Raw genomic sequence first — 18,438 nt, 5'->3', positions numbered from 1 at the left:
GTTATATCAAAAAGGTTATTTGTGCTTTTATGCTTAAATTTGTTGCTCTTTTAAAAGCACTTATTTTCAGATGAAAAATTTTCTTAATTTTCTATACTCAACTCGTTTAATGGCTGTTTTATTTTTCCTTTTTGCTACAGCAATGGGAGTAGCCACTTTTATAGAAAATGATTTCGGAACCCAAACTTCAAAAGCTCTAGTATATAATACCTGGTGGTTTGAAGTAATTATGATTTTCTTTGTCATCAACTTTTTTGGAAATATTTTCCGATACAAACTGTTAAGAAAAGAAAAATGGCCAGTTTTAATGTTTCATTTAGCATTTTTATTTATCATAATTGGTGCAGGTGTAACCAGATATGTGGGGTTTGAAGGCATTATGCTAATTGACGAAGGTGAAACTACCAATAAATTTTTATCAGAAACAACCTACGTAAATCTTATTGTTGATAATAATGAGGTGCAAAAATCAAAGCACGAACCGATTTTATTAAGTGCTTGGGGTTCTAATTCTTGGTCTTTTTCTGATAATTTTAAAGGAAAAGATTACGAGGTTAATTTGGTTGATTATATCCCTTGGGCTGAAAAAAAATTAGTTGAAGATGAAAATGGTGTAGAACATCTATTTATCGTAGAATCTTCTAGCGGAAATAGACACGAACATTACATAAAATCAGGTACAGTTGCTAATATTCATAATGTTTTAGTAGGTTTTAATGCTGAAGATAACAATGCGAATATCAATATATTTAAAAGAAATGATAGTTTAAAAATTCTTTCTAAAGCTGATGGTAATTATCAAGTAATGGCTACACAACAACAAGGTGGTTTAGTAAAAGATAGCATTCAAGATTTTAAATTGCGTTCTTTATACAATGTTGCAGGTTTGCCTTTTGTAGTGCCTCAATATCCAAGTAAAGGAACCATGAAAACTGTAAGTGGTCCTAAAGATGACAAAGTTTTAGACGTAATTGTTTTAGATATAAAAACAGGCTCAGAAACCCAAAGAGTAGAACTTACTGGTGGTAAATTTAATAATGATAATGCACAAGATTTTACTTTAGATGGTTTAAATTTTAGATTGTGGTATGGTGCTAAAATTTTAGAAACGCCTTTTAGTGTAAAGTTAAATGATTTTCAATTAGAAAAATATCCAGGATCAGAAAGTGCAGCTTCATATGCTAGTGAAGTTACCGTTATTGATACTGATGAAACTTTTGATTTTCGAATTTTTATGAATCATATTTTAGATCACAAAGGTTATAAATTTTTCCAGTCTAGTTACGATTTATCTGGTGAAAGAGAACAAACACATTTATCTGTAAATCACGATTGGTGGGGAACTTTTATTACTTATTTAGGGTATTCACTTTTATACACAGGTTTAATTTGCATCTTTTTTGCAAAAAACACTCGTTTTGATTCACTTAAGAATTCATTAAATAAAATCAGAAAGAAAAAAGCTTTGATGTCTTTAACTGCAGCTCTATTCATTTCTGCTTTTAGTTTTGGGCAAGAGGCAGATCATGATCATTCAGATCCAAATCATATGCATACTACAACAACTCAATCAGAGCAACAACAGAGTAGTCCACATAGAGTAAATAGAATTACAGACCAACAGGTTGATTCTATTTTAAAAGCAAATTTAGTATCCTTAGAACACGCAGAAGATTTTAATAAATTAGTAATACAAGATGCTGGAGGTAGAATGAAACCTGCGCATACTTTCGCATCTGAATTGGTTAGAAAAGTAGCTCAAACAGAAACTTTACATGATATGGAACCTAGCCAGGTTTTGTTATCAATCATAGAAAATGCTAGACTTTGGTATGAAGTACCTGCAATTTATTTAGAAAAAAATAATTTTAAAATTAGAGAACAATTAGGCCTTGCAAAAACGGCAAAATATGCTCGTTTATCAGATTTTTTCTCAGACAGAGGAGAGTACATCATTAAAAACCAAATAGAAGAGGCTCAAAAGAAGAAAATTCAAAATAAATTTGAAAAGGATTTAATAAAAATTGATAGAAGAGTTGGTTTATTATATAGTGCAATTGGTGGTGGTATTTTAAGAGTTTACCCAATTCCTAATGATGAAAATAACAAATGGGTTTCGCATCCAGAAATTGCAAATAGTAAAATATTAAAAACAAAAGATTCGCTTTATGTACCTAAATTGTTGCCTTTGTATATGCAACTTTTACAAACCGCTAAACGAAATGGTGATTACAGTAAAGCCAATAAAATTTTAGACGGAATTAAAACCTATCAAAAGAAATATGGAGCTGAAGTATATCCAACAGAAAGAAAAATTGATTTAGAAATTGCATATAACAAATTGGGTATTTTTATAAAGAGTTCTATTTTTTATATGATACTCGGTTTACTTTTAATATTTATAGAAATTCTTAAAATCTTTTATTACAAGTCTAAAGTTTTAAATTACATTGTAAAAGGCTTAATAGCATTGATTATTTTAAGCTTCTTATTCCACACTTTTGGATTAATTTCTAGATGGTACATAAGTGGTAATGCACCTTGGAGTAACGCATATGAATCTATTATTTATGTGGCTTGGGCAACTATGGCATTTGGTTTATATTTAGGTAAAAAATCTGCTCTAACCATTGGAGCAACAACGTTTTTAGCTGCTATTATTTTGGCATTTGCGCATCAAAACTGGCTAGATCCAGAAATTGCCAACTTACAACCTGTTTTAAATTCTTGGTGGCTTTTAGTACACGTTTCTATTATAGTAGCAAGTTATGGCCCTTTTTCTCTAGGGATGATTCTTGGAGTTGTTTCATTAATTCTGATCGCTTTTACAAACGAGAAGAATAAAAAGAGAATGGATGTAAATATTAAAGAGCTTACTGTTATTAATGAAATGGCGATTACAGTTGGTTTAGTAATGCTTACTATTGGTAACTTTTTAGGAGGTATGTGGGCTAATGAAAGTTGGGGGCGTTATTGGGGCTGGGATCCTAAAGAAACTTGGGCTTTAATTTCTATTATGATATATGCCTTTGTATTACACATGCGTTTAATACCTGGTTTAAGAGGTAAATACACTTTTAATTTATGGACAATTATTGCCTATGCTTCTATAATGATGACCTATTTTGGTGTTAATTTTTACTTATCTGGCTTGCATTCTTATGCTAGTGGAGATAGAGTTATAACACCAAGTTCTGTTTTTTACTCAGTAGGTTTTGTAGCAATTCTTGGTGCTTTAGCTTGGTTTAAACACAAAAAATATTACAAGAAGTAAATGATTATCTTTTTAAGATAAAAATGTATTTTTGCTTTTCAATTTTAATAACTAAAAACACAAAATGTTTCATAAAAATATAAAATTAGTTTTAGCAGGTTTAATTACAGTTTGGTCTGTATATGAATTTACGCAAGGAAATATTATGAACGGAATTTCTATCTTATTATTAGCTGGAATCTTCGTTTTATTTTATTTTAAAAATGAATTTATTTTATTGGCTTTTTTACAATTACGTAAACAAAATTTTCCTGCTGCTCAAAAATGGTTAGGTTATATTAAAAATCCAGAAGCTGCTTTAATAACGAAACAACAAGGTTATTATAATTATTTACATGGTATTATGTTAAGCCAAACTAACATGACACAATCTGAAAAGTATTTAAGAAAAGCGGTAAAATTAGGTTTATCTATGGATCATGATTTGGCAATGGCTAAACTACAATTAGCAGGAATTGCAATGACAAAAAGACGTAAACGTGAAGCAACTAATTTAATGGCAGAAGCTAAAAAATTAGACAAACACGGTATGCTAAAAGAACAAATGCAAATGATGAAACAACAGATGAAGAAAATCTAGGTTTATAAGCATCATTTGTAAAATATCATATCATAAAAAAATCCGCTTAAAGCGGATTTTTTTAGTTTTATAAAGTTTCTATTTTAATGATATAAAGAATTTAATGCTGCTAAAAGACTTGTATTTAACAACATTCTTTTATAACTACGAATTATAATCTAAAAATAAAATAGCTTTTATTTCAATTACTTTAACCTAGTTAAAGACAAATCTTTATTGTATTGTACAATAAATAAACCTTGGTTTTCTGCAAGATAAGTACTGTTTCTATAATCGAACTTGCTTTCTACTCTTTCAGACATTCCTTCGTTTAAAGTGGATTTTAAATCATAACCAGAAGCCAATCGAATTAAAATATCATAAGTAATATCAAAACCTTTGGTTGCGTAAAAAGAAGGCAAAGCTTTGTTCTTTTTTTGATATTGCTGATTAAATATTCTTGTGCTTAAAGAGTTTTCATCAACAAACTCATCACTTACATAAGTAAAACCGATTTTAGCTAATTTTCTATTGTCAATTCTGTCGTACACACGTCCTTTATCAAAAGTAAAAACTTTTACAGTAGTTTCTTCTGGCAAACTTATTAAACTATTAATCGCATCAGAAACTGCAACATTATTATCAGTAGCAATAATTACCCAATTTTTAGCATTTGGCTTTAACAATTCTAAGAATCGTTCTTTTGCGATATAACCATTTTGTGGCGATAATACATTTACAGTAGCAGAAGTTCCCAAACTTAAATTAGATTGTATTGCTCTACTAGTTTGTTTAGATTTATAGTTATCATCACTAACAATTATAATATTACCTCTATCCAAAACAGCATTTTCATTAATAGTATTGTTTAAAAGGATTTCATTACTATCTGCTACAACTTCAACTTTATTAATATTTTCTATGATATACCTTTCTAATTCTTCTCTAAACACCTTTTTTTCTGGTGATGTTTTTACAATATTAGAAGCACTAAAGTCAGATTGATCATCAGAATAAACAGGATAAATTACAGGAATATTTACATTAGAAGCTACTGTGCTAACTTCTTCTGAATACAAAGGTCCAATAACCACATCATTACTATTTAAGTTATTTCTAGAAATAATATTCGTAATTTGGTTAGATCTTCTATTACCAGTATCGTACACGGTAAACTCTATATCAACACCTTTTCTTCGTAAAGAATCTATGGCAATTTCTGCTCCCAAATAAAAATCGGTAGTGATGTTTAGTAAGGTAGAATTTCTATCAAAAATTTCTTTTAAAGTAAGTGAATCGTTTCTGTATTTATGCGTTCTAAAAGGCAATAATAAAGCCACTTTTAAACTTTTATTTGTATTGATATAATCGTTATAAAAAATTTCTTCGGATACAATTTCTAACGGAATTTCTTTAATTTTTAAAAGCATTCCTACTTTTAAACCTTCTTTTAATTCTGGATTTAATTGTAATAATTCTCCTCTAGAAACCTCAAAAGTTTTGTTTAAGCTGTAAAAAGTATCCCCTTTTTTAACTTCGTAAACTACAAACTTTTCTTTTATTTCTTCTAAAAGCCTTTCGTCTTCATTTAAGTTAGTTGTATTCGCAATTGAATCTGATACAACCTCAGCACTTTCTTTTACTTGATTTTTAAAATTATTTAGTTTTTTTTCTGGTACAACTAAAAAAGTGTTTGCTCTAGGCTCGCCTTCTACATCCGGGTTTAATCGCTTTAAATCTGGAGTTTTCATCGCCAACTTTTCAGCAATTTTACTCATTGTTTCTCCTTGCTGCACTTTATACTGAATGTATCTTTTCTGCTGACCACAAGAAACTGTGAATGTTAAAATACACAGAAAAATAAAAAATTTTAAATGCTTCATATACTTTATTCCCATTCTATAGTTGCAGGTGGTTTAGAGCTAATATCATACACAACTCTATTTACACCTTTTACTTGATTTATGATTTTGTTTGATGTTTTTTGCAAAAATTTATAAGGTAGATCTACCCAATCTGCAGTCATACCATCTGTACTTTCTACGGCTCTTAAGGCTACCACTTTTTCATAAGTTCTTTCATCACCCATAACTCCCACAGAATTTACAGGTAATAACATTGCACCTGCTTGCCAAACGCTGTCATACAAACCATCTTCTTTTAATCCGTTGATAAAAATGGCATCTACTTCTTGTAATATACGAACTTTTTCAGCAGTAATATCACCCAAAATTCTGATTCCTAAACCAGGTCCTGGAAATGGATGACGTCCTAACAATTCTTTATCAATATGCAAAGAAGCACCTACTCTTCTTACCTCATCTTTAAAAATCATTCTTAAAGGTTCTACAATTTTTAATTTCATATAATCTGGCAATCCACCCACATTATGATGACTTTTAATCGTTGCTGATGGTCCTCCGTTTACAGAAACTGATTCAATTACATCAGGATAAATTGTACCTTGAGCCAACCATTTTACATCTTTAATTTGATGCGCTTCATCATCAAAAACATCAATAAAAGTATTACCAATGGCTTTTCTTTTTCCTTCAGGATCTGTGATACCTTCTAACTTTTTCAAAAAACGTTCAGAGGCATCTACCCCTTTAACGTTTAAACCCATTCCTTCGTATCTTTTCAATACAGTTTCGAACTCATTTTTACGTAAAAGTCCGTTGTTTACAAAAATACAGTACAGATTTTTACCAATTGCTTTGTTTAATAAAACAGCAGCTACAGAAGAATCTACACCTCCAGAAAGTCCTAAAACAACTTTATCATTACCTACTTTTTCTTTAATCGCTTCTACAGTACTTTCTACAAAAGAATCTGGTGTCCATGTTTGTTCTACTTGGGCAATATCTACCAAAAAGTTTGCCAATAATTGTTTACCGTCTTTTGAGTGATATACCTCTGGATGAAATTGAATAGCAAAAGTATTTTCACCTTCAATTTTATAAGCGGCATTTTGTACATCTTTTGTACTTGCCAATAACACTGAATTTGTAGGTAATTCTTTAATGGTATCTGAATGGCTCATCCAAACTTGGCTGCCTTCATTAATATTTCTAAAGAACGCTTCATCACTTTTTATAAATGATAAATTTGCTCTTCCATATTCTCTTGTGTTTGATTCTGCTACTTTTCCACCAGAAAAATGCGCTAAATATTGTGCACCATAACAAACTGCCAATAAAGGTTTTTTACCTCTAATTTCTGATAAATCTGGATGAAGCACATTTTCTCCTCTCACAGAATTTGGACTACCTGATAAGATTACAGCTTTAAAACTAGCTAAACTTTCTGGTAATTTGTTATACGGATGAATTTCGCAGTAAATGTTTAATTCTCTAACTCTTCTTGCAATTAATTGCGTGTATTGAGAACCGAAATCTAAAATAAGTACGTTGTGTTGTTGCATGCGCAAAAATACTATTTCAGATTAAATTTTTAACACTGAAATTTATATTTTTTTCTACGGATTAGAATTCGTTAAAATAGCTAAGAATTCGTTTTTTTTTGATGTGGGTTTTAAAGATTATTAATGTTTAAATAAAAATACAAGGTATTTATAAAAGACATTATGTTCTAGCTAGAAATTCTTTAGCAGTTAAAACTGGTATTTTAGAATTTTTAAAGTCTTTTTTATTTCTTGTTATTATAATATCAATTTCATTTTCCATAGCAGAATAATATTGAAGACCGTCTTCAAAGTCAGGAAAATTATCATCACTTAAAGCTAATTCCGTTATTTTATCATCTAAACTTAAAACATCTACTAGCACTTTAAATTTTCTTAATATTTCTCTGGCCTGTTTTGCTGATGTTAGTTTTGTGAGAATATAATTTGTGTTCGCAAAAGTTAATGACGAAATAGATAAGTCTAATTCATTTTTATCTGCTCTCGAAAATAAATCTGCAGCTTCTTCATAAAAATTTTCTCTTTTCGAAAGTAAATCTATAACGATATTAGTATCAATTAATAACCTCATTATTTATATTTTTCTATTAAATAATCAGTATAATCGTCTTTTACCTCGAAATCTTTATCTAATGATATCACTCCACTTAAACTTTCTACTAAAGGAGTTATTTCTGTTGCCTGTACTTTTCGTTTTGTAAGTGTCTTTAAATACGATTCAATAAGTTTAGACAAACTAATATTATTCGATTTAGCATAATTTTTTGCGCTTTCTATAATCGTTTTATCAAGACTTAATGTGAGTTTTTTATCCATTACATTTATTTTTACGTGTAAATTTAATTATTTATTACGTAAAACTAAAATTATAAAGTATCTTTTGTCTGAGGATAAACTAAAAAAACTGAGATTGTGCTATTTGAATAACACAATCTCAGTTTATAAAATATTCTTAACCTGTAAAACTAGAATTTATACACAATGGCATTGATATTCATTCCTGCACCAACCGAAGCAAAAATAACTACATCTCCTTCATTTACTTCTTGGTTTTCAATCTCTCCTTTTAAAACTAAATCTAATAAAGTAGGCACAGTGGCTACAGAACTATTTCCTAATTTATGAATACTCATTGGCATAATGTCTGCTGGCACTCGTTTTTTAAAGAGTCTATAAAAGCGTTTTACAATAGCTTCATCCATTTTTTCATTAGCTTGATGGATAAATATTTTCTTAACATCATCAATTTCCACTCCGCTTTTGTCTAAAGCAGATTTCATTGCTGCTGGAACATTGGTGATTGCAAACTCATAAATTTTACGCCCAAACATTTTTATATAACTCACATTCTGGTCTTCGTCATTATTATAAGAACCTCCAAAATGTAAAAAATAAGCCTCTTCATTGGCGTAAGTTTGTGTTGCGTGACTTAATATTCCTTTACCTTCTTCTGCTGTTTTTTCTATAATACAAGCTCCTGCTCCATCACTATAAATCATAGAATCTCTATCAAACCTATCTGTAACTCTAGACAAAGTTTCTGCTCCAATAATTAAGCATCTATTCGCAATACCTGCTTTAATAAAAGCTTGTGCTTGTATTACACCTTCAATCCAACCAGGGCAACCAAATAAAATATCGTAAGCCACACAATTCGGATTTTTAATTCCTAATTTATGCTTAACTCTAGTGGCTAAACTTGGCAGCGTATCTCCTTGAATTATCCCTTTTTTTAAATCACCAAAATTATGAGCTACAATAATATAATCTAAATCTTCTTGGTTTATGTTTGCATTTTCTACAGCTTTTTGAGCAGCAAAGAAAGCCATATCTGATGTTTTATATTTTTCTGGTGCGTAACGCCTTTCTTCAATTCCTGTAATTGCTTTAAATTTCTCTACAATTACATCGTTTGTTGCAGCAAAAGTTGTACCATCTGCATTTAAAAAATCTTCATTTAAAAAGTCTGAATTTTCTATTTTTAAAGAAGGAATAAAAGTTCCTGTTCCGATAATTTTTGATGAATTCATATTATTAGTATTTTCAGTAAGCAAGTTATAAAAATCCGTTTGAATCAATTTACTATGCGTGCATAGTAATGGAAAACTCAAATAGAAAATTTAGTACTTATCATAGATAAAAAATTAATGTTATTTAATTTTAATTCTTGTAAATATTCAGCTTAAGCTTCATTACTGTTGCAATAGAGCTTGCTCTATTTTTCATTTGATGCGCTTTTTCTCCTTCAAAATAAAAATTAATCGTGGTAAAAAAATACGATACCCAAATAGCAAAATGTGCTTCTTTTAAGTTTATAAAAGTATTTATATTCAAGTGTTTTTGCATCACGTTGTTTTGGTAAGTAAGGGTATCAAACAAAATATCGTTCCAGAAATCTGTGATAATTTCTAGATGATGTTCAAATTGATTTTTTGCAACAATTTCCTCGAAAAAAGGCAGCATCTTTTCATCTACTAGTAACTTATCGTAGAATTTGGTAATGATTAATTTGATGTCTTTTCTTGAGCTGATATCTGGTTTCAATTGTTACTTTTTTAAATACTTACAAGGTTTTGGAAACCTTGCAGGATGTTGTACTTCTACCTCTAAAATTAATAAATATTTAATTCAAATAAATAGTTTTTATATACCTACAAGGTTCTAAAAACCTTGCAGGATGTTGTGTGTATTATTGAATTAACTCTAACTTAATTTTAATAAGTAATTTTGCATACCTACAAGGTTTTGGAAACCTTGCAGGAGAATATAAAGTCTTCTTCTTTATTTGTATTTCCTTAATTGATTTCACAGTTTTGGCATACTAAAAAGATTCTAAAAATCTTGCATGAAATTTTACAAGTACGAACTATCAAAAGAAAAAGGCAATAAAGAAAGTAGTGATTCTGTTTTTACAATTTCACCAACTTCGCCCATAAACAAAATAGGAAATGATTGTTTTTGCTTTATTTCATATTCTGATAAAGATTGCCTACAAGCGCCACAAGGACCTACAGGTTTATCAACTTTAGTAATCGATGAACTTGCAGTAATTGCTAATTTTAAGATTTTAACTCCTGGAAAATCAGAACCTGCTTTCCAAATTGCAACTCTTTCTGCACACATACCAGAAGGATAGGCTGCGTTTTCTTGATTGTTACCTAAAATAATTTCGTTATTTTCTAATAACAAAGCTGCGCCTACATTAAATTTAGAATAGGGAGCATAGGCTTTATGTCTGGCTTCAATAGCTTTGTTCATCAACATTTTGTCTTCTGAAGAGAGTTCTGACACATCATTATATAATGTAGCAGTTGTAGCTATTTCAATTTTTTTCATAAATAAATTGGTCAAAAAAAGCAGCCTTATTTGACTGCTTTTATATTGTTATAAATCTACTAAAAAAAAATCAATTTTAGTAATTATCGTAAATTTCTCCTAAATCAAAAGATAAAGAAAAACGTAATGAGTTTTCTAATGGATTATTTACATCAGAAGAATTAATCAAATAAGATAAATCTATATTTAATGCGTTGGTTTTAAATCCACCACCTAAAGTAAAATATTGTCTGTTTCCTTTATCTGGACTTTCGTGAAAATATCCTGCTCTTAAAGCAAAAGCATTGTTGTATAAATATTCTGCACCTAAAGCATAAGTAAATTCGCTTAACTCTTCACTAAATCCTCCTGGAGCATCTCCAAAAGAACCAAATATACCTTGTATCCATCCTTTTTCTTCATCAGAACCATCTTCTTGTGGAGTTGGTACTAATAATTTAGTAAATTCAATGTTTGTAGAAATGATGTTATAATCATCTAAAATAAAATCAAAACCACCACCAAACTTTAAATTTGTTGGTATAAAATCTTCTTCACCTGGTGTGTAAGAAACTTTTGGTCCAATGTTCGCAATATTAAATCCTATTCTATATCGCCCGTTAAAATTACCATAGTTTTCTTCGTAAGATTGGTAATATCCAGAAACATCCACAGCAAAAGAATTAATGGGTTGTAAAGCATTACCAGAAGTACCATTAAATGCTAAGTTAGAACGAATGTATTTTAAAGAAACCCCCATAGAAAAAGTTTCACTTAATTTTAAAGCATAAGAACCTGTTGCTACAAATTCATTTGGATTTATAGAACCATTATCACTACCATCATCATTAGTTAAGTCGATTTGCCCTAAAGAAAAATATTTAAAGTCTGCACCCCAGGCAGCATTTTCACTAAATCTATTGATATAAGCACCACTACCAACAAAAATATCGTCTGTTAAATTACGTAACCAAGGGGAATATGTAATACCTGTTTTTATTTGTCGATCACTAAATGTAATTTTTGCAGGGTTATGAAATAAAGACCAAGCATCTGCAGTAGTTGCAACACCCATATCTCCCATACCTCCTGCTCTAGCATCTGGTACAATTAATAAAAAAGGAGTTGCAGTGGTAATACCACCTGTTTGTTGTGTATCTGTTTGCGCATTGAATTTTAAACTAGTCAATGCACAAAGTGCTAAACAAAATACTATTTTTTTCATTCTTAATTTTCTTGTTATTTATTACAAATATCTACTTTTTATTGAAGTATTACTAATTTTTCGTATTTCTCTGAAACCAAATTACTTGCTGTAGCCGTTACTTTTAATTTATAAACATAAACCCCTTTACCTATTTTATTACCAAAATCATCTAAACCATTCCAAGTAATATTTCTTGACAAATTACCTGTTGTTTGCACATTTTGATGAATCGTTTTTACCAATTTACCAGAAACCGTAAAAACTTGCACTTGCACTTCTAATGGCTCATTAGGTTTATTATGATTGAACCAAAATTCTGTATAATTTACAAAAGGATTTGGATAATTCAACACATTTTCTAAATTTAGAATCGCATCGCTTACAACCACAAAGTTTAACGTGCTTTCTGATGAGTTATTGTAAGTATCCCAAGCTTTAATTTTTAAAGTATGTGGCCCAACTTCTAAATCTCTAAGTGTATAATTTACTTTTCCATTCGAATAATCGTCTAATTCTGTTTGATAAAAATCATTTAAAATAATAGGATTTGATGTATCTCCATCTAAAATACCCACAATATCATGGTCTACTGCTGTTATGGAAGTATTAATTCCGTTAGCATCTGATAAAACTGCAATTAAATTGGGAGATGAATTTGTGTTACCACCATCTATAAAAGATTCGTCGTTCATAAACAAACTTATTTCTGGTCCAATGTTATCTTCTGGTGCGTTTTCGTTAATTCCGCCAACCACAATGTCAAAATTTGCACCTGCTTTATCAGTTTCACCATTTTCTGCATAGAAACTTAATTTACCTTTTCCGTAAGCAATTTTAATGTCTTTAGGCACAATAAAATCGAAACTGAAAGTACCGTTTGTAACTGTAGACTTACCTCTAAACAACTTACTATCTTGCGTATCAAAAATCATTTCAATACCAAAACCATCATTATCTAAGGTGGTTTTATCAATCAATTTATCGAAAATTGTTGTAGATAAAGTGCCATTAAAATCGTTTAAAACTGTATTCGCATCATCTGTAATAACACCTTCAAATTTCACTTTTGATAGTGCTTTTATGGTATCTAATGATTGTGTTATAGCCACATCATTCATTTTTGTAATACGCACATTTGGTTCTGGAACAGCCAATTTCATTGCAGGATCTCCAAAGTGATAAATAAAGAATTTTTGAGTGCTTGTAAAATTGTTTTTTGTGGCTGCTAAAGCTTCAGCAATTGTTAAATCTTCATTATTAAATTCTAACAAAATTCGAACCAATTGCTCATTAAAACGTTGCCCTGTAGAAATAAAAACTTCTCTTGTTGTGGTAATCATACTTGCTGCACCACCTGTATCACTTTTAAAGGTTAACTCGCCTGCTGTAATTCTATTGGGGTTATCGAATCTAGAAAAATCGCAAGTTACTGTAATTAAAAGTGGTAAGGTATTTGGATTATTAAAAGACTGTATTTGTGGTACATCTAAAATTCTTTCTGATGCAAAACCATCTTCTCCTCCATGACCAAAATAATCGAAAACCAAAGTACCTTTTTCAATAGCATTTGTTATGGCTTCATTTACTTCTGGATAGCGTTCACCACCTGAAGAATTTTCTTGCACATAAGCATCGACATAAATTTTATTTACATTAAAAATAGGTTTGCTAGTTTTTATTTCATCTGCAATAGATTCTACACCTTGTTCAATCACTTCTTCTCCTGTAACATCAATATCATCTGCCAAAAGTGTAATGGTATTTCGCCAATCGCCTATAGCCTCTTTGCTGTAATAATTTAGAGTTTTATCAACAACTACAGTAGCTTCACTAATGGTAGAAACCGGAATTCTGCTTGAAACCACATCAACGGTATGAGTACTAGACATAGTACCTTCATGATCTTCTAGCATCACAAAAAAATCGTCAGTAACCCAAGAACTAGCCAAATTAAAACTGATAGTCGATAATTTAACAGGAACTATATTATTGTTACTCGCAATTCGATCTTTATAATCGTAAGAAGTATCACCAAAAAAACAAACATATTTTAGCTTTGTATCTTCGGATGAATTTGTTGCATATACGTGTTTTATAAAATCTCGAATTCCTGTAATGTCTTTAGAACCGGATGAAAATTCGTTATAAATTTCATCTAAAAGCACAACTCTTGTAGATAAACCTGAATTCGCTTGATGATAATCTGCCAATCTTTGTGCTTGACCAGAAAGTTCTGAATTTGTAATTACAATATAATTTACATCTTTTATAGCGTGTAAATTTTGGTTTGAGATTTTAGAATTTTCAACAATCTCTGGTGTATAAAAATCATTTTCATTTAAAATGATGTATTCTTTGAGCTCACCTCCATTATCTTTAAAAGTAAAATTTGCAGCTGTACTTTCATTTAGAATAACTTGTGGCGCTATGTAATTGGTAACATCCCAAATTTGAAAAGCTGAGCTTCCATTTTCTATTTGATATTCAACAACTCCAGTAGTATTTGCCTGCTCAAAACTTCTGAAAGAGAATTGGAAATCGCTAAACCTCAGCTGCTTCTTACCAACAACTTCTATATAATCTAAAAAAGCACTGGCAGACGGATTTCCATTGTTATTATAAGTAACAGAAACATCAATATTTTCTGATGAATTTACAATAGTTGCACTTCTTTGTACTGCATATGCTTTGGTTAAAGAACCAGAATTAACTGCAGGATAATTAATGGTATATAGGTCTTGTCCGTTTACTTTTACATCCATAGTAGAAGAAACCACAGAATTAGAAACACCACCAACTTTTACAGTAATTTCTTCATTTGAAACTGCATCAGGAAAAGGAATGTTAAAAGTTTGGGTGTTTTCGATATTAAAATCCGTATTAAAAAACCATTGCGTACCTACTGCCAGAATACTTTTTTCTTCTTTTTCGTAAAAAGTGTAATCGTTAAAAGTAGTTAATGGTGTTGTTGCACTAGCTGTTACACTAGGCTTCTGTTGAATTCTTTTTCCATCAATAGCATTAACGGTAATAAAATAATAGGCTTTATCTGAATAAATATTCTGCTTATGCGTTGCGGAATTTGTTGCTGAATTTACTGTCCAATTATGTGGTCCTTTTGCATAGAATAAAATATAATCATTAGCATCAAAAGAACCATCATTTTCACCTTGAATAAAAATAGAATTTTCTTGTAAATCATCGTACCTAAATTCGCTATTCAAATCTGGTAAAAGCTGACCACCATTACCATAAATATGAATTTTCTTCGGATTTAATCCGTTGGTAGAAATACCAATTTGTTGTAAGAAATTTTGATTAATTTTAAAGACTCCTGTAGTATCTACAGAAAACTTAAACCACGCTCCAGAAGCCAACACAGAATTGCCAACCTGGGCATAGTTTTGCTGCAATAGAAATACACAAAAAAGAAGTAAAAACTGTTTTTTCATTTAATTATTCAAATAACGCAAATAAAATTTAGATATTTTATGGCAAACAAAGATAAATTATACTAAAGTAAAAAAGCAATCGTTTATAAAAATATGTACATAAATGATGCATTAAAACTTGGTGTTTTACTTGTAAGAATGTATATTTATCGTAAATTCGCTATATAAAACCCTATCAATTTTAAATTAGGAAATGAAAAACATTTTTAAAATCTCTTTTGTTCTATTAACAATTTTATTGTTATCTAACTGTAAAAGCTCAAATTCAAATAAATCTAGACTTACCGGTTTAAATTTTAATGATGAAAAAAACGGTGGCTTTATTAGAAATAACTCTTTTAGTGGGCAAGAAACACCTCCAGGAATGATAGGTGTAGAAGGTGGTTCTTTTACAATGGGGCAAGTACAAGATGATGTCATGTTCGATTGGAATACGACTCCTAAAAAGATACACGTTCGTTCTTTTTTCATGGATGAAGCTGAAGTTACCAACTCAGAATATTTTTTATATGTACAATACATAAAAGATGTTTTCCCTCCATCAGAAGAAAATTACAAACACATTTATAATTCTGTTTTACCAGATACATTAGTTTGGAGAAAAAGTTTAGGAAACACAGATATTTTATCAGAAAATTATTTTCGTCATCCTGCATATGCAGATTACCCAGTTGTTGGTGTAAGTTGGTTGCAAGCAAATGAATATTGTAAATGGCGTACCAACGCTGTAAACTTAAAAACTTTAATAGATAAAGGACACATCAAAAATATTTTTGAAATAGACTCCGTTAAAATTCCTTTTGATACAGAAGCATTTTTAACAAGCCCAGACCAAGTTTTAGACAGTACTTTAAATGTAAGAGGTATTGGAAGAACACCTAGAAAAAAAGGAGAACCAAAACCTAGTAGAGATGCTTATCAAGGTAGGCCAATTACCAAAGCTGATGGTATTTTTGTACAACCTTTTAGATTACCTACAGAAGCTGAATGGGAATTTGCTGCAAAAGCAAATTTAGAAAACAGAGAATACAATAATATTAGAGGTAGAAAAAAATATGCTTGGGATGGTAAATATACACGCTCAAAAAACAAAAGAACAAGGGGAGATCAACTAGCCAACTTTAAACAAGGAAAAGGAAATTATAGCGGTTTACCTGGTTGGAGTTCTGATGGAGCAGATATTCCTAACAAAATTAAATCTTACCCACCAAATGGTTTTGGTTTGTATGATATGTCTGGTAATGTTGCTGAATGGGTTTCTGATGTGTACAGACCAATTATTGATAATGAAGCCAACGATTTCAACTATTTTAGAGGTAATATTTTTACTAAAAAAATGATTGATGAAGAAGGTAATGTAGTTATTGCTGCCAATGACCAAGATCCTGAAGTAGAATATGACACTTTACCAAATGGTAAAATCTTTACAAGACAATTGCCTGGTTCTATTAAATATATTCCTATTACCAAAGATGATGCAACAATGAGAAGAAACTTTATGGTTGCTGATAATACAGATATTAATGATGGTGATGCTAATTCTGGAAGATATTTTGAAGAAGAAGAAGATGTAATAGCTTCTAAACCTAGCATGTATAACTCTCCTAAAGCACCTACTAGAGAAATTGATCCAGAAACTGGTGAAGAAATTTTAGTTAATGACGAAGAAAGAAGAACAACTTTAATTAGTAACAAAACTAGAGTTTACAAAGGTGGTTCTTGGTCTGATAGAGAATATTGGTTAGATCCAGCCCAAAGAAGGTATTTACCAGAATATATGGCTACAAATTATATAGGTTTTAGATGTGTTTCTGATCGAGTTGGTCCTATGTCTAATGGTAAAAGATCGGCTAGAAACCCTAGTAGATAATATAAAAATTACAAAAAATTGAAACCTCATTGTTCTTAATAATGAGTTTTTTTTTTATATTTATAATATGGAGATTTCAACCTTATATCAAATTTATTCTGAACATTTTCTTGTTGATACTGACACTCGAAATATTAGAAAAAACACCATTTTCTTTGCATTAAAAGGCGATAATTTTAATGGCAATCAATTTGCAGAAAAAGCATTAAACCTTGGTGCTAATTATGCTATTGTTGATGAAAAAGCTTTTAAAACCAATAAACATATCATTTTAGTTGATGATGTTTTAGAAACACTTCAAAAATTAGCGAATTACCATAGAAAACAACTAAACATTCCTGTAATTGGTTTAACTGGGAGCAATGGAAAAACAACAACCAAAGAATTGATCAATACTGTTTTAAACAGAAAGTATCATACCATTGCTACCAAAGGAAACCTCAACAATCACATTGGTGTTCCGTTAACTTTATTATCTATAACTCCAGAACACGAGTTGGCTATTGTAGAAATGGGTGCGAATCATCAAAAAGAAATAGAATTTCTTTGTACAATTTGTGAACCCGATTTGGGATACATCACCAATTTTGGAAAAGCACATTTAGAGGGTTTTGGCAGTATTGAAGGAGTAATTAAAGGTAAAAGTGAGTTGTATACTTTTCTACAAGAAAATGATAAAATTGTACTTGTAAATCCTGAAGATAAAATTCAAGTTGACAAAACGAAACATATAGAATCCATTTATTTCCCTGCTAAAGAACTAAAATTTGTTGATGCAAATCCTTTTGTAAAATTATCATATCAGAATACAATCATACAAAGTAATTTAATTGGTGCATATAACTATTCAAATATTGCAGCTGCCATAACCTTGGGTAAATATTTTAAAGTGTATCATAGCGAAATTAAAGAAGCTATAGAAAGCTATTCGCCAACTAATAATCGTTCTCAAATTATAAATACAAAAACAAATACAATCATTCTAGATGCTTATAACGCAAATCCAACAAGTATGCAAGTAGCACTTGAGAACTTTGCTGCTTTAAAAAATAAAAACAAAGTAATTATTCTTGGTGATATGTTTGAATTAGGAGATGTTAGTCTTAAAGAACATCAAGCCATTGTTGATGTATGTCTTCAATTTAATTTTAAAAATCAATTTTTTATTGGCGAAAACTTTCATCAAGCAACAACCCAAAAACAACAATTTAAAAACTTCGAAGACTTTGAAATTTATCTAAAAAACAATCCTCTAGAAAACCAATCAATTTTAATTAAGGGCTCTAGAGGAATGCGTTTAGAACGTGTGTTAGATTTTGTTTAAGCATTGTTGGGTG

The 18,438-nt window shown here is 30.2% G+C and carries 13 protein-coding genes; 4 read left to right on the top strand and 9 right to left on the bottom strand.

The features are described 5' to 3' along the window. The first annotated feature begins 70 nt into the window (after positions 1-70). Together BW723_RS09840 and BW723_RS09835 are read left to right on the top strand one after the other, a co-directional pair. Positions 71-3,274, top strand: coding sequence for a cytochrome c biogenesis protein CcsA (locus BW723_RS09840; RefSeq protein WP_068359509.1), 3,204 nt, complete (start codon positions 71-73; stop codon positions 3,272-3,274). A 64-nt stretch (positions 3,275-3,338) separates the two neighbouring features. Beyond that, positions 3,339-3,854, top strand: a complete 516-nt coding sequence (locus BW723_RS09835; RefSeq protein ID WP_068359507.1) for a hypothetical protein — start codon at positions 3,339-3,341, stop codon at positions 3,852-3,854. Positions 3,855-4,039: 185 nt separating this feature from the next. Here BW723_RS09835 and BW723_RS09830 read toward each other — a convergent pair whose 3' ends face one another. From BW723_RS09830 to porU, 9 genes are all read right to left on the bottom strand, one after another. After that, positions 4,040-5,716, bottom strand: a complete 1,677-nt coding sequence (locus BW723_RS09830) for a LysM peptidoglycan-binding domain-containing protein (protein ID WP_226789270.1) — start codon at positions 5,714-5,716, stop codon at positions 4,040-4,042. A gap of 5 nt (positions 5,717-5,721) precedes the next feature. Then, positions 5,722-7,257, bottom strand: coding sequence for a glutamine-hydrolyzing GMP synthase (gene guaA / locus BW723_RS09825; protein WP_068359503.1), 1,536 nt, complete (start codon positions 7,255-7,257; stop codon positions 5,722-5,724). 160 nt (positions 7,258-7,417) lie between these two features. Then, complete coding sequence (locus tag BW723_RS09820; protein ID WP_068359501.1) at positions 7,418-7,831, bottom strand: type II toxin-antitoxin system VapC family toxin; 414 nt, start codon at positions 7,829-7,831, stop codon at positions 7,418-7,420. Continuing rightward, the gene (locus BW723_RS09815; RefSeq protein WP_068359498.1) at positions 7,828-8,073 is read right to left on the bottom strand and encodes a DUF6364 family protein; all 246 of its coding nucleotides are present in this window, start codon (positions 8,071-8,073) and stop codon (positions 7,828-7,830) included. The genes BW723_RS09820 and BW723_RS09815 overlap by 4 nt, the downstream gene beginning before the upstream one ends. Before the next feature lie 149 nt (positions 8,074-8,222). After that, positions 8,223-9,287 carry a 3-oxoacyl-ACP synthase III family protein gene (locus tag BW723_RS09810; protein ID WP_068359496.1) on the bottom strand — a complete coding sequence of 355 codons (1,065 nt, stop codon included), beginning with the start codon at positions 9,285-9,287 and terminating at the stop codon, positions 8,223-8,225. Positions 9,288-9,417: 130 nt separating this feature from the next. Next, positions 9,418-9,801 (bottom strand): group III truncated hemoglobin, encoded by a 384-nt coding sequence (locus BW723_RS09805; RefSeq protein WP_068359494.1) that lies wholly within the window; start codon positions 9,799-9,801, stop codon positions 9,418-9,420. Positions 9,802-10,110: 309 nt separating this feature from the next. Continuing rightward, entirely contained in the window at positions 10,111-10,593 is a 483-nt protein-coding gene (gene cdd / locus BW723_RS09800; RefSeq protein WP_068359492.1) for a cytidine deaminase, read from the bottom strand. 76 nt (positions 10,594-10,669) lie between these two features. Further along, complete coding sequence (porV, locus tag BW723_RS09795) at positions 10,670-11,797, bottom strand: type IX secretion system outer membrane channel protein PorV (RefSeq protein ID WP_068359490.1); 1,128 nt, start codon at positions 11,795-11,797, stop codon at positions 10,670-10,672. Between the two features lie 38 nt (positions 11,798-11,835). Next, positions 11,836-15,231: a type IX secretion system sortase PorU gene (porU, locus tag BW723_RS09790; protein WP_068359487.1), complete on the bottom strand. Its 3,396-nt coding sequence runs from the start codon at positions 15,229-15,231 to the stop codon at positions 11,836-11,838. Positions 15,232-15,424: 193 nt separating this feature from the next. Between porU and gldJ the strand changes: the two genes are divergently transcribed. After that, a complete protein-coding gene (gldJ, locus tag BW723_RS09785; protein ID WP_068359486.1) occupies positions 15,425-17,101 on the top strand; it encodes a gliding motility lipoprotein GldJ in 1,677 nt (558 codons plus the stop codon). Positions 17,102-17,168: 67 nt separating this feature from the next. Then, on the top strand, positions 17,169-18,425 hold the full coding sequence (locus BW723_RS09780; RefSeq protein WP_068359485.1) for a UDP-N-acetylmuramoyl-tripeptide--D-alanyl-D-alanine ligase: 1,257 nt from the start codon (positions 17,169-17,171) through the stop codon (positions 18,423-18,425). Positions 18,426-18,438 lie beyond the last annotated feature (13 nt).

The organism is Polaribacter reichenbachii, assembly GCF_001975665.1.
GTDB classification, from domain to species: domain Bacteria; phylum Bacteroidota; class Bacteroidia; order Flavobacteriales; family Flavobacteriaceae; genus Polaribacter; species Polaribacter reichenbachii.
This window is presented reverse-complemented; position numbering and strand designations above follow the sequence as displayed.